This window comes from Erythrobacter colymbi (genome assembly GCF_002155685.1).
Taxonomy (GTDB): Bacteria; Pseudomonadota; Alphaproteobacteria; order Sphingomonadales; family Sphingomonadaceae; genus Erythrobacter; species Erythrobacter colymbi.
The window spans coordinates 557,565-583,246 of the sequence record NZ_MUYK01000002.1; the positions used below are offsets into that span (position 1 = coordinate 557,565).

The 25,682-nt window shown below is 67.6% G+C and carries 18 protein-coding genes and 1 tRNA gene; 6 read left to right on the forward strand and 13 right to left on the reverse strand.

All coding sequences use genetic code 11. The features are described from left to right. Positions 1–182: 182 nt before the first annotated feature. Positions 183–2,579 (forward strand): TonB-dependent receptor, encoded by a 2,397-nt coding sequence (locus BZF57_RS06000; protein WP_206073216.1) that lies wholly within the window; start codon positions 183–185, stop codon positions 2,577–2,579. Between the two features lie 49 nt (positions 2,580–2,628). Here the strand turns inward: BZF57_RS06000 and BZF57_RS06005 are convergent, their stop codons facing one another. Next, positions 2,629–3,441, reverse strand: coding sequence for an EAL domain-containing protein (locus tag BZF57_RS06005; protein WP_240505863.1), 813 nt, complete (start codon positions 3,439–3,441; stop codon positions 2,629–2,631). A 177-nt stretch (positions 3,442–3,618) separates the two neighbouring features. On the opposite strand from BZF57_RS06005, the gene BZF57_RS06010 reads away from it, so the two are divergent. From BZF57_RS06010 to BZF57_RS06020, 3 genes are all read left to right on the forward strand, one after another. Beyond that, positions 3,619–4,413 (forward strand): NAD kinase, encoded by a 795-nt coding sequence (locus tag BZF57_RS06010; RefSeq protein ID WP_086735669.1) that lies wholly within the window; start codon positions 3,619–3,621, stop codon positions 4,411–4,413. A 146-nt stretch (positions 4,414–4,559) separates the two neighbouring features. Further along, positions 4,560–4,634, forward strand: a tRNA-Asn gene (locus tag BZF57_RS06015). Between the two features lie 105 nt (positions 4,635–4,739). After that, positions 4,740–5,681, forward strand: coding sequence for a YeeE/YedE thiosulfate transporter family protein (locus BZF57_RS06020; RefSeq protein ID WP_086735671.1), 942 nt, complete (start codon positions 4,740–4,742; stop codon positions 5,679–5,681). Here the strand turns inward: BZF57_RS06020 and BZF57_RS06025 are convergent. The 4 genes from BZF57_RS06025 to BZF57_RS06040 all read right to left on the reverse strand — a co-directional run bounded on the left by BZF57_RS06025 (position 5,678) and on the right by BZF57_RS06040 (position 10,202). Continuing rightward, entirely contained in the window at positions 5,678–6,433 is a 756-nt protein-coding gene (locus BZF57_RS06025) for a sulfite exporter TauE/SafE family protein (RefSeq protein ID WP_086735674.1), read from the reverse strand. The genes BZF57_RS06020 and BZF57_RS06025 overlap by 4 nt on opposite strands. 22 nt (positions 6,434–6,455) lie before the next feature. Beyond that, positions 6,456–9,212: a preprotein translocase subunit SecA gene (secA, locus tag BZF57_RS06030; protein ID WP_086735676.1), complete on the reverse strand. Its 2,757-nt coding sequence runs from the start codon at positions 9,210–9,212 to the stop codon at positions 6,456–6,458. A gap of 125 nt (positions 9,213–9,337) precedes the next feature. Beyond that, positions 9,338–9,613 carry a hypothetical protein gene (locus BZF57_RS06035; protein WP_086735678.1) on the reverse strand — a complete coding sequence of 92 codons (276 nt, stop codon included), beginning with the start codon at positions 9,611–9,613 and terminating at the stop codon, positions 9,338–9,340. A gap of 67 nt (positions 9,614–9,680) precedes the next feature. Continuing rightward, complete coding sequence (locus tag BZF57_RS06040) at positions 9,681–10,202, reverse strand: energy transducer TonB (RefSeq protein WP_162290954.1); 522 nt, start codon at positions 10,200–10,202, stop codon at positions 9,681–9,683. 250 nt (positions 10,203–10,452) lie between these two features. Between BZF57_RS06040 and argJ the strand changes: the two genes are divergently transcribed. Next, positions 10,453–11,694 (forward strand): bifunctional glutamate N-acetyltransferase/amino-acid acetyltransferase ArgJ, encoded by a 1,242-nt coding sequence (argJ, locus tag BZF57_RS06045; RefSeq protein ID WP_086735682.1) that lies wholly within the window; start codon positions 10,453–10,455, stop codon positions 11,692–11,694. Further along, positions 11,691–12,485 carry an inositol monophosphatase family protein gene (locus BZF57_RS06050; protein ID WP_240505864.1) on the forward strand — a complete coding sequence of 265 codons (795 nt, stop codon included), beginning with the start codon at positions 11,691–11,693 and terminating at the stop codon, positions 12,483–12,485. Before argJ ends, BZF57_RS06050 begins: the two co-directional genes overlap by 4 nt. Before the next feature lie 53 nt (positions 12,486–12,538). Here the strand turns inward: BZF57_RS06050 and trxA are convergent, their stop codons facing one another. The 8 genes from trxA to ahcY all read right to left on the reverse strand — a co-directional run bounded on the left by trxA (position 12,539) and on the right by ahcY (position 25,520). Further along, positions 12,539–12,859 carry a thioredoxin gene (trxA, locus tag BZF57_RS06055; protein ID WP_086735684.1) on the reverse strand — a complete coding sequence of 107 codons (321 nt, stop codon included), beginning with the start codon at positions 12,857–12,859 and terminating at the stop codon, positions 12,539–12,541. Between the two features lie 68 nt (positions 12,860–12,927). Beyond that, complete coding sequence (gene addA / locus BZF57_RS06060) at positions 12,928–16,455, reverse strand: double-strand break repair helicase AddA (RefSeq protein ID WP_086735686.1); 3,528 nt, start codon at positions 16,453–16,455, stop codon at positions 12,928–12,930. Further along, positions 16,452–19,484, reverse strand: a complete 3,033-nt coding sequence (gene addB, locus BZF57_RS06065; protein ID WP_086735688.1) for a double-strand break repair protein AddB — start codon at positions 19,482–19,484, stop codon at positions 16,452–16,454. The genes addA and addB overlap by 4 nt, the downstream gene beginning before the upstream one ends. Then, positions 19,477–20,187, reverse strand: a complete 711-nt coding sequence (locus BZF57_RS06070) for a nucleotidyltransferase family protein (protein ID WP_086735690.1) — start codon at positions 20,185–20,187, stop codon at positions 19,477–19,479. Before BZF57_RS06070 ends, addB begins: the two co-directional genes overlap by 8 nt. 2 nt (positions 20,188–20,189) lie before the next feature. Then, positions 20,190–21,176, reverse strand: a complete 987-nt coding sequence (locus BZF57_RS06075) for an aminoglycoside phosphotransferase family protein (RefSeq protein WP_086735692.1) — start codon at positions 21,174–21,176, stop codon at positions 20,190–20,192. After that, entirely contained in the window at positions 21,173–21,637 is a 465-nt protein-coding gene (gene tsaE, locus BZF57_RS06080) for a tRNA (adenosine(37)-N6)-threonylcarbamoyltransferase complex ATPase subunit type 1 TsaE (RefSeq protein WP_086735694.1), read from the reverse strand. Before tsaE ends, BZF57_RS06075 begins: the two co-directional genes overlap by 4 nt. Continuing rightward, entirely contained in the window at positions 21,634–23,994 is a 2,361-nt protein-coding gene (locus tag BZF57_RS06085; protein ID WP_086735696.1) for a PAS domain-containing sensor histidine kinase, read from the reverse strand. The genes tsaE and BZF57_RS06085 overlap by 4 nt, the downstream gene beginning before the upstream one ends. A 101-nt stretch (positions 23,995–24,095) precedes the next feature. Next, complete coding sequence (gene ahcY / locus BZF57_RS06090) at positions 24,096–25,520, reverse strand: adenosylhomocysteinase (protein WP_143738372.1); 1,425 nt, start codon at positions 25,518–25,520, stop codon at positions 24,096–24,098. Positions 25,521–25,682: the final 162 nt, after the last annotated feature.

Here is a 25,682-nt window from a genome sequence, read left to right on the forward strand (position 1 = left end):
CTGCCGGCCCCGCTTACCTGCACGGTTACGTGCATGATGCGCAAAGGCCACAAGTCTCCCGCGCAATTGCGCGCGCCGCCGTGCGCGGCTTGTCGGTCCTTGGGCATTGTGACAAGCTTTTGTTCTTGGTGAAAAAATACCGGAGGCAAACCTCCGGCTCACAGGAGAACATCATGACGGGCATGATCGCTAGCCGTAACCTGCGCCGCACCCTGCTGCTGACAGGCGCCGCCGCAATCTTGTGGAGCAACCCCGCCCTCGCGCAGGACAGCGCACAGGCGCCCGCGGCCGAGGCCGACGAATACGAGGGCAATGTCATCATCGTGTCGGCGACCAAGCGCGACACGACGATCCAGGACGTGCCCTTCTCGATCAACGCGCAGACCCAGGAAGACATCCAGCGCTCGGGCGCGGTGACGCTCGAGGACCTGTCGCGCAATGTTGCGGGTCTCACCATCCAGAACCTCGGGCCCGGCCAGAGCCAGGTCTCGGTGCGCGGCATCTCCGCGGGGCAAGTCGTGCGCGACCAGCCCGGCGTGAAGGAGCAGGTCGGCGTCTATCTCGACGAATCGGTGATCTCGCTCTCGCTGTTCACCCCCGACATCGACCTGTTCGATCTCAACCGCGTCGAAACCCTGCGCGGTCCGCAGGGCACGCTGTTCGGCTCGGGCTCGGTCGGCGGCACCATCCGCTACATCACCAACCAGCCCCGGCTGGGCGTGACCGAGGGACAGGTCGAAACCAACGTCAACATCATCGACGGCGGCAATGCCGGAAGCCACATCAAGGGCGCGATCAACCTGCCGCTGGGTGACAGCGCCGCGATCCGCGCGGTCGGCTACTACACCCGCTATGCCGGCTTCATCGACGCGCTCGGGCCGGGCGGCGGCAAGAACGTCAACGACGGCGAGCGCTACGGCGGCCGCATCGCGCTGACCTTCGAACCGAGCGACACGCTCTCGATCACCCCGCGCGTGATCTACCAGAAGATCACCGCCAACGGCTTCAACCGGCAGGAAATCTACAACCTGCTCGGCAACAACTTCACCACCACCCGCACCCGGGTGAATTTCGAGGACCGGCAGCAGTTCCTGATGCTGCCCGAAGCCTTCAAGGACGAGACCTTCATCGCCGACCTGACCGTCAAGGTCGGGCTGGGCAGCATGGATCTCACCTCGGTGACCTCCTACATCGACCGCAGCATCCTCGTCAGCCGCGATGCGAGCGCGCTCACGGGTTCGGTCTCGGTCGATCTGGGCTTCCCGGATGCGGGCGTGGTGCTGCCCTCGAACCTGCGCGACACCACCGACCTCAAGACTTTCACGCAGGAACTGCGCCTTGCGTCGGACTATGACGGACCGTTCCAGTGGCTCATCGGCGGGTTCTATTCCAACGTGAACCGCGACTATCGCCAGCGCCTGCCCACCCCGGGCTATGACGCCTTCACCGATGCGACGCTGGGCGCCGGCACGGCGGCGGGCGCGGCGAACGGCTTCCCGGCCAACTCGCCCTTCAACTCCGACCTGCCGTTCGACATCGAACAGCTCGCGGTGTTCGGTGAGGCGAATTACGAGATCACCGACAGGCTGACCTTCACGGCGGGCGGGCGCTACTACGACTTCAAGGAAACCCGCGTCATCACCACCGGTGGCCTCTTCGCCAATGGCGATGCGGGCGTCGTCGACCGCACCGCATCGGACGGTTTCACCCCGCGCTTCCTGCTGAGCTACAAGGCCAGCGACGATGTCACCATCAACGCGCAGGCCGCGCAGGGCTTCCGGCTTGGCGGGGTCAACGATCCGCTCAACACCCCGCTCTGCAACGCGCAGGACCTCGCGCTGTTCGGCGGCTTCCAGGATTACGACGACGAGAAGCTGTGGAACTACGAGCTGGGCGTGAAGACGCAAGGCCGCGGTTTCACCTTCAACGCGGCGGCCTTCTACAATGACATCAGCAACCTTCAGGTCACGCTCGATGCGGGGTCGTGCTCGTCGCGCATCGTGTTCAACGTGCCAGAGGCCTTCGCCGCCGGGATCGAGGCCGAGCTGGGTGTCGAGCCTTCGCCGGGGCTGAACTTCAACCTCTCGGGCAGCTACATCAAGTCGGAGTTCAACAGCACTCTGCCGGGCGTGCTGGCGAGCGCGACCGGGATCCGCGATGGCAACCGCCTGCCTTCGGTGCCGGAATTCCAGCTGTCCGCCAGCGGCAGCTACGAGTGGGATCTGAACAGCTCGACCACCGCTTTCGTAAGCGGCTCGTTCCAGCACGTCGGGTCGCGCTACACGCAGCCGGCCGACCAGGAGAACAACCCGCGCACCTTCGTGCACCGCCTGCCCTTCGGCGGCGCGCCGCTGACCGCGGCGACCACGGTCGATCTGGAGCTGCCCGATTACCAGCTGGTCAATCTCAGCGCCGGGGTCGAGCTCGACAGCGGCCTGTCGCTGACGGCCTATGTCAACAACCTGTTCGACGAGAACCCGCTGCTCAGCTTCGACCGTGAACGCGGTGGCCGCGCGCGGCTCGGGTTCAATGTCGGTCAGCCGCGCACTTTCGGGGTGACGGCGCGCCAGACGTTCTGAGGCAAAAAGGCGGCGGGCGGCTCAGGTCGCTCGCCGCCGCTCCTCCGTCTTATCCGTGGCCCATCCCGCGCGCGGTGCGGGCGAGTGCCACGACGCGCTCGCTCGGCATCGGCTGGGCGCGCAGGAAGCCCTGCCAGTAATCGCAGCCCTCCGCCGTGATCGCGGCGCGCTGGATCTCGTCCTCGATCCCTTCGGCATAGACCGCAAGGCCGAGCGCCTTGGCCAGCGCCACGATCGCGCGCAGCACGGCAAGCGCGGTCGCATCGGCCGGCACGCCTTCGACCATCGCCTTGTCGAGCTTCAATACATCGAGCGGCAGCTCGCGCAGGTAGCGGAAGTTGCAGAACCCTGCGCCGAAATCATCGAGCGCCGTGCGGAAGCCGAGCCCCCGCAGCGCCTTCAGCGCGCTCGCCGCCTGAGCGAGATTGCGCAGCAGCACGTCCTCGGTAATCTCGAGCATCAGCCGCTCGGGCGCGATATCCGACTGCCCGATCAGCGCGGCAAAATCGGCAGCGAAGCGCGGGTCGCCCAGTTCCTCGGGCGTGATGTTGAGCGAGAGCGTAAGCCCCTCGGGCCAGGTCGCGGCATCCTCCAGCGCACGGGCGACCACGTGGCGCGACAGCGGAGCAACCAGCGCCGCGCGCTCGGCCACCGCAAACAGATCGCGCGCGCCGATCGCGCCCAATGTCGGGTGCCGCCAGCGCGCCAGCGCCTCGGCCCCGACCACTGCGCCGCTCGCGCAGGAAAATTGCGGCTGGAACAGCACCTCTATCTCGCGCCGGTCGAGCGCGCGCAACAGATCGGCCTCGAGCACGCCGGGGCTGACACCCGGAAGGCGCCCGCGCGTGGGTGCTCCACGCAAGGATGTCCGACCTTGTTCCATCGTGTTCCTCTTGCCCCGAGGTTCCCTTTAGCCTTTGCCGCGTTGCACCGCGCGCATCAATTGCAATCCGAGCCGATATGGCACATCAGGGCAACCGCCTAGCACGGCGCCGGGGATAAGGTCGTAGGCCCCAGCCATGCTGTCGGAGGGGAATGAATGGCGAGCAATGGCGTGACCTACCAGCGACTGGCGTTGCTCGCGTCGGATACCGACCGCGCGCAGGAAGCGCACGCGGCGCTGCTTGCACAGGGCGAATGGGTGCCGCTGTCCGAAGCCGACGCTGTGGTCGTGCTCGGCGGCGATGGCTACATGCTCCAGGTGCTCCACGCGATGCTCGATGCGGGCCGCGTGATCCCGGCCTACGGGATGAACCTAGGCACGGTCGGCTTCCTGATGAACCGCTACGACAAGCGCGCCGCCTTGCTCTCGCGGGTCAACAAGGCGCGCCGCTGGACCATTTCGCCCTTGCGCGTCGAGGCGGTGACGCAGGATGGCGAGACCCATGTGCTCAACGCCATCAACGAACTCTCGCTGCTGCGCGAAACCCGCCAGACCGCCAAGATCGAGGTCACCGTGGGCGACCGCGTGCGGATCCGCGAGCTGGTGTGCGACGGGGTGCTGGTGGCAACGCCGGCGGGCTCCACCGCATACAACCTCTCAGCGCAGGGGCCGATCCTGCCCCTCGACAGCAAGATGCTCGCCCTCACCCCGATCAGCCCCTTCCGCCCGCGTCGCTGGCGCGGGGCGATCCTGCCTGACCGGATGAAGATTATCCTCAAGGTGCTCGATCCGGCCAAGCGCCCGGTCGCGGCAGTGGCCGACCAGAAGGAGCTGCGCGACATCGCCGAAGTCCGGCTCGACATCGCGCACGACAATGATCTGACGCTGCTGTTCGACCCGGGCCAGAGCCTCGAGGAGCGGATCGTGGCCGAGCAGTTCATAACGTCCTAGTTTTTGCGCACGCCCTCCGGCCTTGCGGTCGCTGGGCGACCGATCTGAGGATCGAGGCGCAGCGGTGTCAAAACCCTCTTGCAATCCGATTCCGCCCCCCATATAGGCGCGCTTCCGCTCTTCCTTAGACCGCTTGGAAGAGTTGCTCCCCGATAGCTCAGCGGTAGAGTAGGTGACTGTTAATCACTTGGCCGTAGGTTCGAATCCTACTCGGGGAGCCATTTCCTTACCGATTATTGCCATTTCTTTCGCGATCCACGCGCGGCGCGCTTTGCCGTGTGGGTCCGCCGGTTGCCTTCGTCCCGAGGTGCGGTAACCCCCGCTGGATGAGCTTCGTCACCGCAGCCCTCATGTTCCTGATCGGCTATGCCAGCCAGCGCGCGGGCGTGTGCATGGTGCGGGCCGTGCGTGAGGTGATCGAGCGGCGCCGGTTTCACCGGATCGCAGGGTTCATACTCGCCGCATCGAGCGCGATGGTGGTGATGGGGCTGGCCGAATGGCTCGGCGCGCGTCCCTTCGTGACGATCCCCGGCAACGCTCCCGACGTGCTCAGCATCGCCGGTGGTGTGCTGTTCGGACTGGGTTCTCTTCTCGCCGGGCATTGCGCGATGGGACTGCTCGCGGGGCTCACCGTAGGCGAGCTGTGGCGCGCGGCCTCGATCGCGGCGATGTTCGTCGCGGCGCTGCTGCTTGGCCCGAACATGTCGAGCGCCGCGCTGATGCTGCCCGAGCGCACGCCCCTGCTCTCGCCGCTCGCGGGGAATGTCGCTCTGACGCTGGCGGTCGGCGGGACGGCGGCGCTGGTGGCGGCAAGCTACATCTACCGGCGGATCGGTTTCAACGCCCCGCGCGGCGGTTGGTCGCCGCTGGTCGCGATGGGTGTGATCGGCACCGCATCGGGCCTCCTCTTCGCGCTCGACAGGCAGTGGGTCTATACGAGCCGCATCGCGGAGATCGCCTATGGCAAGAGCTGGGCGGTGTCGGCCGTGATCGGGCTAGCGGCACTGATCGGAGGAATGACGATCGCCTCGATAGCGGGCGGCAGCTTCGCGCTGCGCCTTGGCAACGCGCGGCAATGGCTGCGTGCGGCGGCGGGCGGTCTGTTGATGGGCGTAGGCGCAACCCTGGTGCCGGGCGGGAACGACGCGATGCTGTTCACCGGGGTGCCCTTGCTGCTCCCCAACCTGCTCGCAGGCTATGCCGCTTTTACCGCGACGCTGTTCATAGCGCTGCTGATCCGCAATCGCGCCGTGCCTGACGGGGCCTAGACCCCGAACAACAGCCGCACGCCGACCACCGCGACCAGCAGCGCGGTCAGCCAGCGGATCCATTTGGGCGGGAGCAGGCGCGCGGCCATCAGACTGCCGATCTGCCCGCCGATCACCACTGCGACCAGCAAGGGCAGCGACGCGCTGAGCGCCGCACCGAACAGGCCCGGGCCGTTCTTCACCATTTGCCCGGCAAGGCCGAACAGCGAATTGACGAGGATGAACAGGCTCGCCGTCGCCGCGATCCCGCGGGCCTCGTGCCAGCGCGCTAGGTGCAGCAGGGGCGCGAGGAAAATCCCGCCGCCGATTCCCACCAGCCCGGCAAAGTAGCCGAGCGGCGCAGCGGCAAGCGGCATGAAGCGCGCCGCTTTGGTGGGCGCGCCCGCAGCATTCTCGCGAACGGGGATCAGCATCGACAGCGCGGTCAGCACCAGACTGCCGCCGAGCAGCATCAGGAAGGTCGCCTCCTTGACCGGGGTCAGCCCGCCAAGGAAGCTCATCGGCGCCCCCAGCGCGACGATCACGCCCGCCTTCTTCCACGGGGTCAGCCCGGCTCGGGCGAAGCGGATGCTCGATCCGCTCACCACCACGATATTGCAGGCAAGGCTCACCAGCGGCAGCAGGCGATAATCGAGCCCCGACAGCGCCAGCAGCGCCGAATAGGTCGACCCGCCCCCGAAACCGACGCTGGCATAGAGCAGCGCGGTGACGAGGAAGGCGAGGGCCAGCATCACCGGGACCGCGCCGATCATGCCTCAGCCCCCGCCGCTGCGATCAGACCATCGCGCGCGGCGACAGGGCGCCGTGGCAGTGCTTGTACTTCTGCCCGCTGCCACAGGGGCACGGCGCATTGCGGCTGAGGCCGAGATTGGCGAAGGGATCGCCCTCGCCCGCCGCGCCCACGTCTGCACCCGGCGCACCGGCGAGCGAACCGAACAGCTCGGGGCGCATTTCCGACCCGTCGAAGTCCGCCGAATCGTCGAGGCCCGTCAGCGGGTCGATGTGGCCGGTGAGGAAATCGGGCAGCTCGGGCAGCGCCTGCGGGGCCGGCTCCTCGAAGCGCAGTTCGGCGCGGAACAGGATCTTGGTCACTTCCTCGCGCAGCGTGTCGAGCATAGTCTCGAACAGCACGAAGGCTTCCTGCTTGTACTCGTTGATCGGCTGCTTCTGCGCCATGCCGCGCATCCAGATCACCTGCCGCAGCGCATCGAGGGTGGAGAGGTGCTCCTTCCAGTGATGGTCAAGCTGGCGCAGCAGCACGTCCTTTTCGACCATGCGCCAGATCGAGGCGTCCTGTTCGCCCATCTTGGCGTTCATCATCTGGTCGGTGAGATCGCGCAGCTTCTCCTCGAGCAGTTCGGGCTCGACCTCGTCCTCTGCCAGCCAGTCGTCATAGGGCGGCAGGAAGCCGAAGATTTCCTCGGTGCGCGCCTTGAGGCCGGCCATGTCCCACTGTTCGGGGTAGGAGCCCGGGGGGCACGCGGCGCCGACGAGGGCGTTGATCGTGTCGTGACGCATGTCGACCACGACATCGTCGACCGCCTCGCTGTCCATGATCTCGGCGCGCTGCTCGTAGACCACCTTGCGCTGGTCGTTCATCACGTCGTCGTATTGCACGACCTGCTTGCGCATGTCGTAGTTGCGCGCCTCGACCTTCTTCTGCGCGGTCTCGATCGCCTTGGAGAGCCACTTGCTGCCGATCGCCTCGCCATCGGCAAGGTTCGACTTCATCATCTTCGAGAACAGCGTGTCGGGGCCGAAGATGCGCAGCAGATCGTCCTCGAGGCACAGGTAGAAGCGCGACAGGCCCGGGTCGCCCTGACGGCCCGAACGTCCGCGCAGCTGGTTGTCGATGCGGCGGCTTTCGTGCCGCTCGGTGCCGAGCACGAACAGGCCGCCGGCCTGCTTCACGCGCTCCTTCTCCTCGGCGACTTCGGCCTTGATGCGGGCGATGGCGGCATCGCGCTCGGGCCCTTCGGGCATTTCGGCGAGCTCGTCATTGATGCGGAAATCGACATTGCCGCCCAGCTGGATGTCGGTGCCGCGGCCCGCCATGTTGGTGGCGATGGTGACCGCGCCATAGCGGCCCGCCTGCGCCACGATATGGGCTTCCTGCTCGTGGAAACGGGCGTTGAGCACCGCGTGGCGCACGCCTTCCTGATCGAGATACTGGCTGAGCAGTTCGGATTTCTCGATCGAGACCGTGCCTACCAGCACCGGCTGACCGATCAGCTGCTTTTCCTTGATGGCCTTGGCGATAGCGCCGAACTTGTCGGCGGTGTTCTTGTAGAACTCGTCTTCCTCGTCGATACGCGCGACGGGGAGGTTGGTCGGGATTTCGACCACGCCGACCTTGTAGATGTCCCAGAACTCCGCCGCCTCGGTCGCCGCGGTGCCGGTCATGCCCGAGAGCTTGGGATACATGCGGAAGTAGTTCTGGAAGGTGATCGAAGCGAGCGTCTGGTTTTCCGGCTCGATCCGCACGCCTTCCTTGGCCTCGACCGCCTGGTGCAGACCGTTCGACCAGCGGCGGCCATCCATCATGCGGCCGGTGAACTCGTCGATGATGACGACCTTGCCGTCCTTGACGATGTAATCGGTGTCGCGCTTGCGGGCGAAGTTGGCGACCAGCGCCTGGTCGAGGTGGTGGACGACCTGGGTGTTCTCGACATCATAGAGGTTATCGCTGGCGAGCAGCCCCTTGGCGACGAGCAGCTGTTCGACCTCCTCGAGCCCCTCTTCGGTCAGCTGCACGCGCTTGGTCTTCTCGTCGATGTCGAGCCATTCCACGGGGATCTCGCGCGCGACCTGATCGAGCGCGACGTAGAGCTCGGACTTGTCCTCGGTCGGGCCGGAGATGATCAGCGGGGTGCGCGCCTCGTCGATCAGGATGGAGTCCACCTCGTCGACGATCGCGAAGTTGAACGGGCGCTGCGCCATCTGGCTGCGCTCGTGCTTCATGTTGTCGCGCAAATAGTCGAAGCCGAATTCGTTGTTGGTGCCGTAGGTGATGTCGGCGTTGTAGGCGTCGCGCTTGAACTCTTCCGGCATGCCGGGAACGATCACGCCGACGGTGAGGCCGAGCCAGTTGTAGAGCTTGCCCATCTCGGCCGCGTCGCGGCGGGCGAGGTAGTCGTTCACGGTGACGACGTGAACGCCCTTGCCCTCGAGCGCGTTGAGATACACCGCCAGCGTCGCCATCAGGGTCTTGCCTTCGCCGGTGCGCATTTCGGCGATCTCGCCGCGGTGGAGCACGAGGCCGCCGATCAGCTGCACATCGAAGTGGCGCATCCCGAAGACGCGCACCGATGCCTCGCGCACGGTGGCGAAGGCTTCGGGCAGGATCTCGTCGAGCTTGGCGCCGCCGTCGATCAGGCCGCGCAGCTTGGCGGTCTGACCCTGGAGTTCTTCATCGGTGAGTGCCTGGATCTGCGGCTCCAGCGCATTGATCTGCGCGACGATCTTGCGCGCGGACTTGATGTAGCGCTCGTTGGCCGAGCCGAAAACGGATTTCACGAGGGTGTTGAGCATGGGGTAAGCCTTTGATTCGAAGAGCGAGGCCCTGCCGGAGCGGGCGCTGCGCGAAGGATGGGGTAAAGCGCGCGCGGGCATGGGCCACGGCGCGCGGACATCAGGGAGTTATGCGGAAAGCGCGCCTATTCGTAGGCGCGTTCGATCCCCATCAGCACCGGCAGGCGCAGGCTGGCAGGCGCGGCCGGCGGCGGGCACGGCGTCTCGGCCGCGCGGGTGGCGCTGATCGTGGCCGGTGCAGGCTGCACCGCGACGCTTTCCGCACCCGAACGCTCGTCCCCGCTCGCTGCGGCGATGCTCGAGGAGCATGCCAGCGCTTCCGCCAAGGACGCCTGCGCCGTGCCGCCAAGAGCGACAAGGCTGGTCAGCAGGGCCAGAAGGGCTAGAAAACGCCGGGTCATGATGCTTTCAGATAGAGCCTAAGCGCCAATTCGTCCACCACCATAGCGCGACAAGCTGTGCGAGAGCTTAATTGCCCTGCGGCGCGGGGGCGGAAGCGGTAGCGGCAGGCGTGCTCTCCACGGACACCGTCAGCACCACGTCGCGCGCCACTGGACGCCCCTCGGCATCACGCGCGGGGTTACCGCGTCGGCCCACGGGGCACGGGTTCCTCTCGAAGGTTCGCTTCAGATCTTCGGAGACCTCACCGGATCGTTCAATGACCCGACAATTGCTGACGTTGCCCCGCTCGTCGAGCGTGAAACCCACCTTCAGAGTGAAGCTGCCGTTCCCGAACTCGGGCTCGCGCCGCTGCCACAGGTGAAAACCGGAATAGGTTGCGGAGACGGCTTTTCCCTTGCGGTCTGTGGCAGGTTCGAACCGGGCACGCTCGCGCAAGAGGCGGCAGGTTTCCGCTTTGAGTGCAGGAGATGCGCTGCCTTCGGCTGTACAGTCCGTCACGCCGCCCGTTGTGTCGACAGAGAGGGCGTAACTCACATCGCCCTCTTCGCGGTTTCGCCAGGACTCGATCGGGTAATCGGCGTTGCTCAACCAGTCATACGGCGACCCGATGGGCTCAGGGCCAACCTGATCGGCAAGCAATGCTACCGCGGGAGCAGGCTCCCGAGGGCGCTCTTGCGCTTTCTGAGCATGGGCCGGAAGGGTTAGCGCAATCCCGATAGCGGCGGCGAGCAATGGTCTGATTTGCATAGCTTACTCTCCTATCCCATCCGCCCGCCCCGCGCCAAGCGGCAAAGCGTAGCGTTGCAGCGCAACCGATTGCCCATTACGGGCGTGCGCCATGCAGATCGACCGCTCGCCCCTCGCCCGCCCCTTCCCCGACATGCCGCAGATCGCAGGCGCGACCCTGCGCGTCGCGCGGGCGCGCTACAAGACGTGGGACCGCTGCGATCTGACCTTCGCGGAGCTGGCCGAGGGCACCGCCGTCGCCGGCGTCTTCACCAAAAGCGCCTGCGCCTCGTCCGAGGTCGAGCTTGGGCGCGAGGCGGTGAAGCTGGGGCGTGCGCGGGCGCTGATCGTCAACGCGGGCAATTCCAACGCCTTCACCGGACGGCGCGGCCGCGCGGCGGTCGAGGCGATCCGGGCGCAGGTCTCCGAGGCCCTCGCCTGCACGCTCGACGAGGTGTTCGTCTCCTCCACCGGGGTGATCGGCGTGCCGCTGCCGGTCGACAAGGCGCAGGCCGGGATCGCCGCTGCGCTCACCGCCGAGCCCTGCGGGTGGGAGGATGCGGCGAACGCCATCGGCACCACCGACACCTTCGCGAAGGGCGCGGGCGCCAGCGCCATGGTCGGGCCCTATCGCGTCGAACTCGCCGGGATCATCAAGGGCTCGGGGATGATCGCGCCCGACATGGCGACGATGCTCGGCTACATCTTCACCGACGCCAATGTCGCCCCGGCCTTCCTGCAAGAGGCGCTGGAGCGCGCCAATGCTGCCACTTTTTCGTGCATCACGGTCGATGGCGACACCTCGACCAGCGACACGGTGATGATTTTTGCGACAGGCAAGGCGGGCAACACGCGGATCGAAAGCTGGGATAGCCCCGGTGCGGACGCCTTTGCCGCAGCCCTCGCCGATGTGTGCCGCAATCTTGCGCAGCTGGTGGTGCGCGATGGTGAGGGTGCCCGAAAATTCATCACCATCCGGGTTTCGGGCGCGGCGAGCGATGCCAGCGCGCGCACCATCGGCCTTGCCATCGCCAACTCCCCGCTGGTGAAGACCGCGATCGCGGGAGAGGACGCCAACTGGGGCCGCGTCGTCATGGCGGTCGGCAAAGCCGGCGAACCGGCCGACCGCGACAAGCTCTCGATCGCCTTCGGCGGCGTCTGGGCCGCGCGCAACGGCGTGCCGGTCGAGGAGTATGACGAAGCCCCCGTAGCCGCACACCTGAAGGGCGAGGAGATCGACATCGCGGTCGATCTCGGCCTCGGCGCCAATGGAGAAGAGGGGGGCCGCGCCACGGTGTGGACCTGCGACCTCACCCACGGCTACATCGCAATCAACGCGGACTATCGCTCTTGAGCGCGCTCGACGACGAGATTCGCGACCTGATGCGCTTTGCCGCGCAGCGCTCGATGCTGCCGCGCTTCCGCAATCTGGCCGCGGGCGAAGTCGAGATGAAAGGCGCCGACGATCCCGTCACCATCGTCGACCGCGAGGTCGAGGCCTTCCTCACCGAGGCGCTGACCAAACTCGCCCCCGGTGTGGCCGTGGTGGGCGAGGAAGCGGTCCACGCCGACAAGAGCGTGCTCGATCACCTCAAGGGCCAGTGCTGGATCATCGACCCGCTCGACGGCACCGCCAACTTCGCGGAAGGCAAGGAGCCCTTCGGCATCATCATCGCGCTGGCTGACGCGGGCGAGGCGGTAGCGGGGTGGATCTATGATCCCAACAAGGACCGCTTCTGCCACGCCAAGCGGGGCGAAGGCGCGTACGTCAACGGCGAGCGGATCGCGGCGCGCACCACCGGAAGCGTGCCGCCGGTGACGGCGGTGAGCCGCATCTTCCTCACCCCCGAACAGTCGGCAATGGTCGATGCGAAGCTCGCCCCGCATTACACGCTGGTCGACATCCCGCGCTGCGCCGCCGAACAATATCCGCGCCTCGGGCTGGGCGAGAACGACATCTCGAGCTTCAAGCGCACGCTCGCCTGGGATCATGCCGCGGGCGTGCTGTGGCTCAACGAAGCGGGCGGCAAGGCCGCGCGGCTCGATGGCAGCGCTTACCGTGTCGACCAGCACGATGCGCCGGGACTGGTCGGCGCATCATCGCCGGCGCTCTGGGACGAATTCGTCGCGCGGGTACTCGGCTAACCGGCCAATACCCCGGCAAGCAGCCCCGGATCAGGTCCGGGGCGCCGCCTTTCTTAGAGTTCGCTTTCGAGCCAAGCCTTGAGCTGGCCCTTGGGCGCGGCGCCCAGCTTTTGGGCCACGGCCTCGCCGTTCTTGAACAGCACCATCAACGGGATCGACTGCACGCCGATCTTCGCGGCGATGTCGGTGTTCTCCATGATGTCGATCTTGGCAATCTTGACCTTGCCGGCGAGCTCTTCGCTGATCTCCTCCAGCGCGGGGGCGATCATCTTGCACGGGCCACACCAGTCGGCCCAGAAATCGACCAGCACGGGGGTATCGCTGCCCAGCACGTCGGCCTCGAAGCTCGCATCGGTCACGTTGACGGTTGCCATGTTCTGTCTCCTTTTGCCGGAGCATTGGAGCGCCGGTCATCGGATTGCAATCTAGTGGCTCACGCTTTTCACTCAATATCGGGGAGCGACAAGGATTGCTGCGGGGCCTGCAACGCGTTCTTGTGTAACCCGAGCGTCTCGGGGGCGAGATCGAAAAGCACGGGCGCGTGGGTGTAGAGCACGCCGGCGCGCACCTCGCGGCCTGGGTAGATCGCCTCCAACGCGGCGACATAGGCGGCCATCTGGCGCAGCGTGGCGAGCGGAATGGCGTCGGCGCTTTCGGGCGGGCGACGGGTGGTCTTGAAGTCGACCACGGTGATGCGGGTGTCCTCGATCAGCAGCCGGTCGGCGGTGCCAGCGACCACCACACCGTCCACTGTCGCGGCGAGCGGCACCTCGGCGAGCGCTTGCGGCGAGAAGATCGGGGCGAAACCGGGGTGATCGAGCACGCCCAGCGCGGCGGCGAGCATCTCCTCGCGCAAGGCCTCCGGCAGATCGGCAGCCTGCCGCGCCAGCCATCCGCGCGCTGCATCGGCACGCGTTTCGGCCGCGACATCCGGCAGGCGTTCGAGCAGGGCGTGGATCAGGCTCCCGCGCCTTGCAGCATGGCGCGCGGCCTCGGGCGGGAGCGGCGGCTCGCCCCCCTTGTCCTCGCCCGCCGAAGACGGCGCGAGCGGGCGCGGCGGGCGCGGCTCGGGGCCGATCGGCGTGGTCACCCAACGCGGGAGAATGACGTCGTCCGCTCCGGCAGTCGACGCGCCCTCATCGGGCACCAGCGGCTCGGCCCGCTCGCCCCATTCGCGGCGGGTGAGCCAGAGGGGATCGTCGATCGGCGCCTCTTCGAACAGCGGCGAAAGGCGGGCGTACCAGCTGTCCTCGTGGGGCACGCCCTTGTCGGCCTCGCGCTTGCCGAGCGATCCGCCGATGAACAGCGCTTCCTCCGCGCGGGTGATGGCGACGTAGAGCAGCCGCCAGTGCTCCTGCAGCATCGCGCGCTGCTTGGCCTCCTCGGCCTCGGCGATGCGACCTTTCTTCTCGTCCTTGGAGAGCGGGGGAAGCGGCACCATTCGGCGGCGGTCGGGCTTGAGTTCGAGCGGGTCGTCCTCGAGCGCGAGATCGCCCGCCTCGCCGGGCGCGCCGGTGGCATCGGCGAGGATCACGATCGGGGCCTGCAGGCCCTTGGAACCGTGGACGGTCATCACGCGGACCTGCCCGCTGGCGCTGTCCGAATCGCGCTTCAGATCGCCGGTGCCAGCATCGAACCAGGCGATGAACCCCGCGAGGCTCGGCCAGTGCTCGGCTTCGTAGGCGAAGGCGGCGTTGATGAGCTCGTCGAGCGGATCATTGGCTTCCGCCCCCAGCCGCTCGACCAGCCGCGCCCTGCCCTGCCACGGCCCGGTGAGCAGCCACGAGACGAGGGTCTGCGGGGTCTGGTAATCCGCGCGGCGGAGCAAGTCCCTGAGACGCTCCGCCGTCTCCGCCACGAAGGGCGGCGCGCCCTTGCGCTTCAGATGATCCCACAGGCGCACCTTGTCCGGCCGCGGCGCGTGGGCGAGCAGGTCGTCCTGCGTCCAGCCGACCAGCGGCGAGACGAGCAGGTTGGCAAGGCTGAGATCGTCCTGCGGCTGTGCGGCGAAGCGCAAGGCGGCCAGTACGTCCTTCACCGCCAGCGGCGCGCCGAGCCGCAGACGGTCGATCCCCGCAACCGGCACGCCGCGCGCATGGAGCTTGGCGACAATCTGCGCGGCGAGTTCCTTGCGCTGGCGCACCAGCACCATCACATCGCCCGCCGTAGCATGGCGGCGTGTGCCCTTGGCGAGCACGAAGGGTTCCTCGAGGCTCACCCAGCGCCGGACCTGCTCGGCGATTCTCTCGGCCAGCAGCGTGTCGTGGCGCGGGAGCCAGCTCTGCTCCTCCTCTTCGTTTTCGTCTTCCTCGACTGCACCATCGGCCTTCTCCGGCACCACCGGCGGCCATAGCGTGACGAGACCGGGACGCTCCGCGCCGACATGTTCGGCCGGTTCCTTGTCGAGGCCGAACTCCGCAAAGCCGAGCATCCCGATCACCCGGTTGACGAAGCCGAGCACGATGTGGGCGGTGCGGAACGAGCGGCCGAGGTCGAGGTCCTGCCAGCCGGGCTCGCGGCGGTTGGTGCGGCTCTGGCGGATGCCCTGCCGCGCAGACTCGATCCGCGCGTGGATGCGCTGCTTGGCCTTGGCGAAGTTTTCGGGGCTGGTGCCCTGGAAGCCGAAGATCGCCTGCTTGTAATCGCCCACGGTGAAGATCGTGCGCAGCTTGTCGCCGCGCGCGCCCTCGCCCGCGAAGAAGTCGTCGATCAGCGCCTCGACGATGTCCCACTGGCTGTGGTTGGTGTCCTGCGCCTCGTCGATCAGGATATGGTCGAAGTGGCGGTCGAGCTTGTAGCGGATCCAGTCGGCGGCGTCGGACTGTTCGAGCAGCGCGGCGGCCTTGCGGATCAGGTCGCCGAAGTCGAGCAGGCCCTCGCGGGCCTTCCTCGCCTCCCAGCGCAGCGCGAAGGCGCGGCCGATCTCGAGCGCGGAGGTGACGACTTCGGCACAGGCGAGGAGAGAGCGGCGGGTTTCATATTCGGCCAGCGCCTCGGCGACGTTCTCCTGATAACGCGGGAAATCGGGGTCGATCTTGGCAGCCCCGTCCATCTTTCGCGGCGTCCCGTCCTTCTTGAGGACGGTGTCATAGAAGCGCGAGACGACACCGACACGGTCGGCAAGGCCGAGGTTGATCCACTGCCGGATGAACGCCGCCGTCTCCGTGCCGGTCTTCGCCTTCCATCCGTCGAGCGCGGGCAGCATGCCCATCAGGATGTCGTCGGGGAACAGATCGGTATCGAGGATCTCGCCGGCCCATTCCTCCCCCGCATCAGAAGGTATCCCCAGCGTCTGGCGCACACGCGCGCCCATCGGGGATTGCCAGCTGCCCGGCCCCTCCCACATCTCCTGCGCATCGGCCGCGCGCATCAGCCAGCCGTGGAGCGCGGCCGGGTCCTTGCGGGTGGTGAACCGGGTGAGCGCATCGAGCACCCGCACATCGCTGGTCCGCTCGGCCTCCTCGAACAGATCGGTCAGCACCTCGCGCGCGAGCAATTCGCGGCTGCGGTCGTCCATCACGCGGGTGCCGGGGGCGAGGTTCGCTTCCTCGGGGAAGTTGCCGATCAGGAACTGCGCGAAGGCATGGATCGTGTCGATCCTGAGACCCCCGCCGGGGCAATCGAGAACGCTGGCAAAGAGCGTGCGGGCGCGCTCGATTGTCGGCTTGTCGATATCCGCACCGAGATAGCCGAGCTCCTTGGCCAGTTGCACCTCGCCCAGCCGCACCCAGCGCGCGAGCACCGCGTTGATGCGGTTCGCCATCTCCGCCGCGCCCGCCTTGGTGAAGGTCAGACAGAGGATTTGCGACGGACTCACATCCTCGCGCAGCAGCAGGCGCAGCACGCGCGCGGAAAGCACCTGGGTCTTGCCCGTCCCCGCCGAGGCGGACAGCCAGACGTTGTCGTCAGGATTGGCTGCAAGCAGCTGGTTTTCCTGCAACGGGAAGACGAGGCCATTCCCGCCGCTCATGGCTTGGCCTCCTTGTCGTTGATGCGCACGAGCCATTCCTCAAGGCGCATCAGCTGGTCGTATTCGGTGTAGCCCTTGTAGTCGGGGTTCTCGCGCGCCCGGAACGGCGTGCGGCCCTTGATGTACTCGCGGATCGCGAAGTGCAGCTTCTCGAGATGATGCGGCAGGAACCTGTCGGGTTCGAGCCCGCCCTCGCGCGAGGAATTCTTCATCGGGCTCATACGCTTGCCGAAGCCTTCGTCCTTCTTGCCGAAGGACCAGTATTCGAAGGCGGTGGCCGCGCCGTCCACCACCTTGCCGGTGCGCTTGTCGGCAAAGCGCCCATGTTCGGCGATCAGGCCGAGCAGGCCAAGCTGGAGCGCAAAGCCCGCCTCGACCTCGGCCTTGGAGGGCACGCGGCCCGTCTTGTAGTCGACGATCCCGAGCGTGCCGTCCGCCAGCCGATCGATCCGGTCGGCGCGGCCCTGCACCTTGACGCCGTCCACCTCCATCTCGCCGGAAATCTCGCTCGCAAACACCGTGCGGCCCTTCTCGGTTTCATCCGCGGCGATCCATTCCTCGAACCGCTCGAGCGCGGCGATCAGGCGCGGTTGCCACAGCGCGCGGAACAGCGGGTGGACGCGCTCGGCCGCGAAATGCGCTGCGGCGAAGGGGGCGAGCGCGAGACCCGGTTGGTCCGCCTTTGCCTTGTGCCACTTGTCGAGGATGTCATGCACCAGCGTCCCGCGCAGCGCCGGGTCGCTGAAAGGATCGGCGGCGAGCGGTTGCAATTGGCGCAGCTGGAGAATCGCCTGCGCGTAGAACTGGTACGGATCGCCCAGCAACCGGTCGAGCGCGGTGACCTTGATCGGCACGTCGCGCAAGGCGGGCCCGGGATCGGGCGCGGGGCGCGGGTACTCGGGTGCGGCGGGCCGCTTACGGTCCAGATGCGGCAGGATCGCCGGGATCGTGTGCTCGCGGTGCTCCTTGTCGAGATCGTCGCCGAGCAGCGCCTCGACCCTGAGCAGGAAGCGCGAAGGCAGGGTCGGCCCCTCGGCATCGCGCAGGGACCGCGACAGCACCACCTGCGGCGCGCCCATCGCGCCCGCGAGGTCATGCGCGGCAAGACCGATGCGGAACTCGGCGCCCGGCACACCCAGCGCGCGCAGGACCGCCGGTGCCAGCAAGGCGTCGGCACCGGGCGGCTGCGGCCAGCTTCCCTCGTTGAGCCCGCCGCAGATCACCAGATCGGCGCGGGCCATGCGTGCTTCGAGCAGGCCGTAGATCGCCACACGCGGGTGTCCGCCATAGCCCGGGCGCACTGCCACCGCCTCCATCGCATCGCGCAGCGCGCCCGCGAGATCGGCGGTATCGATAAGCGTACCGAGCGCTTCGGCCGTCCCCCTCAGGTCCTCGACCATCTGGCCGAGCGCACGGCCATCCTCGCGCTCCCAGATCGCCGTGCGGGCGAGCGCTTCGGCGACTTCGGACAGCGTCGTCAGTGCCTCGGCCAGCGGGACCTGTTGCGGCCAGTCGGCGAGCGGGGTCACAAGGGCCTCAGCCTCTTCCCACCATGCCTCGACACCCGCCTTGGCCGCCGCCGTGCGCAGCGGCTCCATGCCGGGGGCAGGCGCGGGCCCTCGCAGCTGGCGGTCAAAAGCGCGTAGGCCCTTGAGCCACGCGCCGCGCATCTCTCCATCCCAGCCCCGCACCAGCGGGTGGCCGAAAGCCGCAATCAGCGCTGCGGGATCGGGGCCCTTGCCGGCAATCTCGGCGAGCAGCCCGAACAGTCGTCCGGCCGGTGTCAGGGCGAGCGGCCGCCCAGCGGAATCGTCGGCGATGATGTTCCAGCGCTCGAGATACTGCGCCACCCGCCGCGCAAGGCCGCGGTCGGCGGTGACGACGGCGATGCGCTTCTCCGGTTGCTCGAGCGTCTGGCGCACCAGCAGGGCGATGGCCTGCGCCTCCTCCTCGATGCTGGCGCTGGCCATCAGCCGCACCCCGTCAAGTCGCCGGTCCTTGGCCTCGAGCGTGCCCCACGCGCGGCTCGCCTGCGGGGGGAGAAACAGCGAGGAAATCGCCCGCGCGCGCGCCGGATCGGCTGCAGCCATTCCGCGGCGGTGCCATTGCTGCACCTCGGCGCGGTTCACGCCCATGCGGTTGAGCAGCAGCTTGAGGTGGTATTGCGGATGGCTCAGCGCATCATCCGCCCCGAACACCGGCCCGCCCGGTTCGCTCGCGGCCCCGGCAAGACCGAGTTCTTCCCACGCCGCATCACCCAGCGCCAGATCGAGATCGGGGAGCACCACCGCGCCTTGCGGCAGGCCGGCGACCACCCGCAGCAGCCGCGCCAGTGCTGGCGAGGCGCTGGTGACACCGACCGCAACGATCGGATGCGGCGGCGGCGTCTCGCGCCAACGCTTCGCGGCACGGTCGAACAGCAGGTTGCGGCGTGTCGCGGCATCGACCTCGCCGCGCGCATCGAGTTCCATCTGCCAGCGCACATTGACGAGGCCGAACAGCCGGATCGCGCGCTTCCAGTGCTCCGCCAGCCCCGCGACGCTGTCCATCACCGCCTCGCCGAGCAGGTCGGTGACCTCCTTCTCCTCGACCAGCAGGCGGTCCATCGTCCGCGCCATCTCGCGTGCGAGGCTGAGCCTTGCGCGGGCGGGGAGCGGCTCCATCCCCTCCCGGACGCGTTCCTCGGCAATCAGGCGGTCAAGCGTCAGCCAGCGCCGCACCGGATCGCAGGCGGGCGGGATGTCCGATGCGCCCAGCGGATCGAGTGCCGCGCCGAGCTTTTCATCGAGATCGAGGTCGCCGACTGCGATCATGCGCGGCATCAGCAGGCCGCCCTCGCCCGCCTGGCGGATGAAGGCCTCCGACAGCGTGCGCGCGGCGCGGCTCGAGGGGACCAGCAGGGTCAGCCGGGCGAGGCCGAAACCCTCCTCGCGGTAGCGCGGCACCAGCCCGGCGACCAGCGCATCGGCAAAGCCGCGATGTGCGGCGATCGAATAGACGCTCAGACCACCTTCGCGCTGGTCAGCCACCCGTCAGCGCCTCCTCGGTCGGGCGGATCATCTGCGGCGTGCCGACTTCGAACCACAGGCCGGTGAAGCTGAGGCCGAACAGCCGCCCCTCTTCCATCGCGCGGTTCCAGAGGATGTTGGTCGAGAACGGCCCCTCCGGCGCGTCGCGCAGCAGGCGATGACTGACGAGCTGGATGCCGGTGTAGATGAAGGGCGCGATCCGCCCTGGGCGGCGGCGCGAGAGGCGGCCCATCGGGTCCATATGGAAATCGCCCGGCCCGCTGAAGTTCATCGCCCGCGCATGGGGCACCACCAGCAGCAGCGCGTCCATCTCCTCCGGGTCCCAGCGGCGCGAGAGATCGTGGAACGCGCTCTTGGGCCCGTCGAGCCAGATATTGTCGGCATTGAGCGCAAAGAACGGATCGGGCAGCTGCGGCAACGCCTTGGTCATGCCGCCCCCGGTCTCGAGCAACAGTGCGCGCTCGTCCGAGACGGTCACCTGCGGTGCCTTGCGGGCGAGCACGTGGGCCTCGAGCGCGTCGGCAAGGTAGTGGACGTTGACCACGGCCTTGCCGATGCCCGCCTCGGCCAGACGGTCGAGCGCGTGGTCGATCAGCGCCTTGCCCGCCACCCGCACCAGCGGCTTGGGCTGGCTCGCCGTAAGCGGGCGCATGCGCTTGCCGAGCCCGGCAGCAAGGATCATCGCGGTGTCCGAGGCGAGCATCGTCACGCGGCGAAGGCTCCGTTGGCGGCCCGCAGCTCCTCGGGAATGTTGGAATCGAACCAGCGTGCCACCGGCTCCAACGCAGGGTGCGCGAGATCGCGTTCGAGCGCCGCCCACACGCGCGGGATCATGGACAGGTAGCGCGGCTTGCCATCACGCGCGTTGAGACGGGTAAAGATCCCAACGATCTTGGCATTCCGCTGCGCACCGAGCGTGGCATAGTCGGCGATGAAGTCATCGTCGTCGATACCGGCATGGTGCGCGTAATGCACGAGCATCGCAGTCTCGAGGTTCACGTCCACGTCGCGCCGCGCGTCCTGAAGGAGCGAGACGAGGTCATAGGCCGGATGCCCCACCAGCGCGTCCTGGAAGTCGATCAGCCCCTGCGGTGCGGTCGCCTTGCCTCCGAGCAGCATGATGTTCTCGGCATGGTAGTCGCGCAGCACCGTCACGCCCGGGTTCTGGCGGGCCAGGACGGGGGCCATCACCTCGGCCCAGGCCGCGGCATAACTCTCAACCTCGACGGTGAGGCCCTGTGCGGGGCAATACCACTCCGTCAGCAGCGCCACCTCGCGCTGGTAGACGGCCATGTCGTAGGGCGCGAAAGGACCGGGCGGCAGGCGGTGCAGCGCTGCCAGTGCTTCCACGGCAGCTTCGTAAGCCGCGCGCTCGTCGCCCGGATGCAGGTCGAGCCAGTCGCGCATCCGGTCGTTGCCGAAGTCCTCGGTCAGCACCCAGCCTGCCGCTGCATCTTCGGCGAGGATGCCGGGCGCGCGCATGCCATGCGCATTCAGCCAGTGGGCGACGTGGAGGAAGGGCGCAGGGTCTTCATGCGGCGGCGGGGCGTACATCAGCATCGCGCTCTGTCCGCCGCGCGAGAGCCGGAAATAGCGACGGAACGAAGCATCGCCCGGCAGCGGGGCGACATCCGCGTCGCCCCATCCGGCGCGAGAAGTGAATTCGGCAAGGCCTTCAGGCAAATCGCTCATGGCATCCGCCCTACCCAATCAACGCCGCCGCGGGCAATCGCAATCCGACCGCCTTCCCCGCTTTCTCCGAGCGGTTCGAGCACAATCGAAAGGCACCCCGGCTCATGCCCGAAACCGCCCGCGTGATCGGGCCATTCGGCCAGCAGCACCGCGCCTTCGCGATAGTCGTCGAGACCGATCTCGGCGAGTTCCGAGGGGTCTTCGAGCCGGTAGAAATCGGCATGGACCACCGGCAACCGCAGCGGCGGCGCATCGTAGGTCTCGATGATCGTGAAGGTCGGTGAAGGCACCTCGCCCTCGTGGCCGAGCGCCGCGAGGATCGCGCGGGAAAGCGTGGTCTTGCCCGCCCCCAACCCGCCCTCGAGCGCGACCACATCACCCGCCCGCAGCCTCGCCGCGATGCGCGCGCCATAGGCTGCCATCGCCGCCAGATCGGGCAGAGCCTCGCGCGTTTCGGTCACGGCAACCTGATCGTCGCGGTCGTGCCGGTGCCCTTGCGGCTGACGATATCGAGCGTCCCGTCATGCGCGGCGATCAACTGGCGGGCGAGCGGGATGCCGAGGCCGGTGCGACGCTCGGGCGCGCCCTCCCCTCCCGGCTTCAAGCCTCCCTGCGCCAGCGCAAGTTCCTGTGCACTCATGCCGCGGCCATTATCGGCGATGCGGATTTCGACCCCGGTTTCGGACCCGTCAGTCGGGCGCCGGATCTCGATCACGATCCGCCCGCCCTCCGGCGTATGCCCGATCGCGTTGTCGAGGAGGTTGCCGATCGCTCGGCCCATCTGGCGCGGGTCGGCGGCGATGATGCGGCCGCGCCGGCCCTTGAGATCAAGGCTGAGGCCCGCTGCGATGATCGCCGCCTCGCGCTCGCGCACCAGCGTGGTGAGGAAATCGAGCAGATCGAGGCGCTCCTTGCGGATCGGCAGCAGCCCCGCCTCGCTCTGCGACAGGTCGAGCACGTTCTCGACCTGCTCGGTCAAACGTTCGACCGCGGCAAGGATCGCGTCGACATATTCGCCCGCCGCCGCAGGGTCCGCCGCCGCGCCGCTCTTGAGCAGTTCGGCATAGCCGCCGATGGTGGTGAGCGGCGTGCGGAATTCGTAGCTCATGTTGGCAAGGAACTTGGCCTTGACCGCATCGGCCTCCTCCAGCGCCTCGGCCCGCTCGCGCAGAGCCTGCTCGGCCTTCTGCGAGGCGGTGATATCGAGCACGGTGAGGAGCCCGTTGCCATCGGGCAGCGGAATGCCGGCAAAGCGCAGCGTGCGCCCGTCGGCCAGCTCCACCCGACCTTCTTTCTCGCGCCTGTCGAGCGTTGCCGCACGCACGGCAGCGCCAATCAGGCTGGCATCGGCGGGGTTCACGAGATTGCGCCCGATCGCGGTCAGCAGTTCGTCGGCGCTCGGGTGCTGATCGAGCAATTCGGTGGTGAGGCCCCAGGTGCCCGCGAAGCTGCGGTTCCACAGCTGCACCGAGCCATCGGGGGCGAAGATCGCGAGCGCTTCGAACAGGCTGTCGAGCGTCGCCGTGCGGGTGCGCAGCAGCGTGTCGCGCACGGCCGAGAGCGCGAGGCTCTCCGTGCGGTCCTCGGTCAGCAGCACGAGCCCGCCATCGGGCATGGGCTGGGCGACGACGCGCAGATGCGTGCCCCCGGGGAGCGGCCAGGCCTCTTCGACCGATTCGCGCATTCCGAACCACTGACCGCGCTCACGCCGCCATTCGGGGAAGTCGCGCACTTCAGGGGTTCGTCCCCGCTCGCGCGCTTCGGCAAGGAAGCGTTCAAAGGGCGTGTGGGCCTCGATCGCTTCCTCGGTCAGGCTGAACAGGCGGCGGAACGGGCGGTTGGCGAAGGTCAGGCGCTCCTCGCCGTCGAACAGTGCGACGCCGACCGAAAGCTGGTCGATCAGCGCGCGGGTCGCCTCGCGGAAGGCGCGGAATTCGCGCGCGACCTGCTGCTGCTCCTCGATGTCGATGGCATAGCCCGCCACGCCCTCCTGCCCGAGCGGCAGGTCGGAGACGCGCAAGGTACGGCGCGCGCCGTGGATCGTGGCGGTGACGATACGCTCGGACTTGTCCTGGCTCTGCAAAGTGGCGCGGGCAATATCGGCGGGCGGGCGGCCTTCCTCGGCCTCGAGCAGTTCGATCTGGCCTTGCACCACCTCGGCCGCGCTCAGGGCGCCCACGGCATCGACATAGGCCTGGTTGACGAGCTGGAGCTTGAGATCGGCATCGCGGAACCACATCGGCATGGGCGCGGCCTCGATCAGGCCGACCAGTGCCGCGAAGTCGCCGGTGGCGCGTGCCGCAGCCGCGCGCAGGCGCGCCATTTCGGAGTGGCTCTCTGTGAAATCGAACACCCACACCAGCGCGGCGCCGCCGGGCGAGACCTGCGGATCGGCAAGCGTGCCGTAGAGCGCGAGGCTGCGGTGCGATCCCGGCAGATTGAGCGCCATGCGGAACGGCGCGGCGCTCTTCTGTGTGGTCTGGATCTTGCTCCAGAGCTGGTCGAGTTGGGCCTGAGCGAGCCCGCCGGCCCGCAGATTGCCCGGCGAGGCCACCAGTTCAGAAAGGTATTTCGGCATCGCCGCCAGCCCGAGCATCCGCGCGAGCTTGTCGGGTGCCTCGATCCGGCCATCGACCCGCACCAGCAGCGGCAGCGCGGGCGCGACGTCGAGCAGGGTCTGCATCCGCTTGAGGCTGGTGCGCATCGCCTTGGCGCGCTTCACGCTCCGGTTCGCGCGCAGAACGACAACGCCCGCCCCCACCGCCCAGGCGGCAAGAACGAGCGCGATCAGCACCAGCGAAAGGGGCGAGACGTCCATAGCTCAACCGCTATGCGCGCAGCGCCGCGAGTGCAACGGGTGACAGTCCGCCCGCCCTCAACCCCGTGATAAAACGGGGCGAGGCGGGCGGATTGCATGGCTTAGTAGCGGTAATGGTCCGGCTTGAACGGGCCGGCCTGCGGCACGCCGATGTAGCTCGCCTGCTTCTGGCTGAGCTGGGTCAGCTGCACGCCGAGCTTGGCGAGGTGCAGCGCGGCGACCTTCTCGTCGAGGTGCTTGGGCAGCACGTAGACATCGTTGTCGTACTGCTCGGCCTTGGTGAACAGCTCGATCTGGGCGAGGGTCTGGTTGGTGAAGCTCGCGCTCATCACGAAGCTCGGGTGGCCGGTAGCGCAGCCGAGGTTCACGAGGCGGCCCTTGGCGAGGACGATGATCGACTTGCCATCGGGGAAGGTGACGAGGTCGGTGCCTTCCTTGATTTCCTTCCACTCGTAGTTGGAAAGGGCCGCGATCTGGATCTCGCTGTCGAAGTGACCGATGTTGCAGACGATCGCCATCGGCTTCATCGCCTGCATGTGCGCGGCGGTGATCACGTCTTCGTTGCCGGTGGCGGTGACGAAGATGTCGGCGCGCTTCACGGCGTCTTCCATGGTGACGACCTCGAAGCCGTCCATCGCCGCCTGGAGCGCGCAGATCGGGTCGATCTCGGTGACCATCACGCGGGCGCCGCCGTCACGCAGCGAGGCGGCCGAGCCCTTGCCGACATCGCCGTAACCGGCAACGCAGGCGACCTTGCCGGCCAGCATCACGTCGGTCGCGCGGCGGATCGCGTCGACCAGCGATTCCTTGCAGCCGTAGAGGTTGTCGAACTTCGACTTGGTGACCGAATCGTTCACGTTGATCGCCGGGAACGGCAGCTTGCCCTGCTTGGCGATCTGGTAGAGGCGCATCACGCCCGTGGTGGTCTCTTCCGAGACGCCCTTGATCGCCTTCACCGTCTTGGTGAGGTAGCCGGGCTTGGCAGCGACGAAGGCCTTGAGCGCGCGCTGGAATTCGATTTCCTCGGCGTTGGTCGGCTCGCCCATTTCCTCGCCCGCTTCGATGCGCGCGCCCCACAGGGCGAACATGGTGGCGTCACCGCCGTCGTCGAGGATCATGTTGGCGGTGAGGTCCGGATCGGCTTCCGAAGCCCAGTCGAAGATGCGGCCGACATAGTCCCAGTATTCGCCCAGCGTCTCGCCCTTGATGGCGAACACGGGAATGCCGCGCTCGGCGATGGCGGCGGCGGCGTGGTCCTGGGTGGAGAAGATGTTGCAGGTCGCCCATCGGACTTCGGCACCCAGCGCCACGAGGGTCTCGATCAGCACCGCGGTCTGGATCGTCATGTGGAGCGAGCCTGTGATGCGCGCGCCCTTCAGGGGCTGCGACGCGCCATATTCCTCGCGCAGGGCCATCAGGCCGGGCATCTCGGTTTCGGCGATCTGGATCTCGTCGCGGCCGAAGCGGGCAAGCGCGATGTCCTTGATGACGTATTCGTGGGTCGGGGCGGCAGCGAGGGTGGCCATTATGTTGTCTCCTAAACGCAGAAACGCGCTCGCGGGGGCGAGCGGTCTGCTTATCGCTGGCTCCCTAGCGGCACATCGCCTTCAGGGCAAATATAAACTTATCTTTATATGTCTATTTGTTGCCCCCTGACCGTCCCCGATATAGAGAGCCTCGGCACACAC

Bases quoted from the DNA above. Each gene is read 5' to 3' on its own strand.
- BZF57_RS06000 (WP_206073216.1), top strand. From the start codon at position 183: ATGATCGCTAGCCGTAACCTGCGCCGCACCCTGCTGCTGACAGGCGCC.
- BZF57_RS06010 (WP_086735669.1), top strand. From the start codon at position 3,619: ATGGCGAGCAATGGCGTGACCTACCAGCGACTGGCGTTGCTCGCGTCG.
- BZF57_RS06020 (WP_086735671.1), top strand. From the start codon at position 4,740: ATGAGCTTCGTCACCGCAGCCCTCATGTTCCTGATCGGCTATGCCAGC.
- BZF57_RS06025 (WP_086735674.1), bottom strand. From the start codon at position 6,433: ATGATCGGCGCGGTCCCGGTGATGCTGGCCCTCGCCTTCCTCGTCACC.
- secA (WP_086735676.1), bottom strand. From the start codon at position 9,212: ATGCTCAACACCCTCGTGAAATCCGTTTTCGGCTCGGCCAACGAGCGC.
- BZF57_RS06035 (WP_086735678.1), bottom strand. From the start codon at position 9,613: ATGACCCGGCGTTTTCTAGCCCTTCTGGCCCTGCTGACCAGCCTTGTC.
- argJ (WP_086735682.1), top strand. From the start codon at position 10,453: ATGCAGATCGACCGCTCGCCCCTCGCCCGCCCCTTCCCCGACATGCCG.
- trxA (WP_086735684.1), bottom strand. From the start codon at position 12,859: ATGGCAACCGTCAACGTGACCGATGCGAGCTTCGAGGCCGACGTGCTG.
- addA (WP_086735686.1), bottom strand. From the start codon at position 16,455: ATGAGCGGCGGGAATGGCCTCGTCTTCCCGTTGCAGGAAAACCAGCTG.
- BZF57_RS06070 (WP_086735690.1), bottom strand. From the start codon at position 20,187: ATGCTCGCCTCGGACACCGCGATGATCCTTGCTGCCGGGCTCGGCAAG.
- BZF57_RS06075 (WP_086735692.1), bottom strand. From the start codon at position 21,176: ATGAGCGATTTGCCTGAAGGCCTTGCCGAATTCACTTCTCGCGCCGGA.
- BZF57_RS06085 (WP_086735696.1), bottom strand. From the start codon at position 23,994: ATGGACGTCTCGCCCCTTTCGCTGGTGCTGATCGCGCTCGTTCTTGCC.
- ahcY (WP_143738372.1), bottom strand. From the start codon at position 25,520: ATGGCCACCCTCGCTGCCGCCCCGACCCACGAATACGTCATCAAGGAC.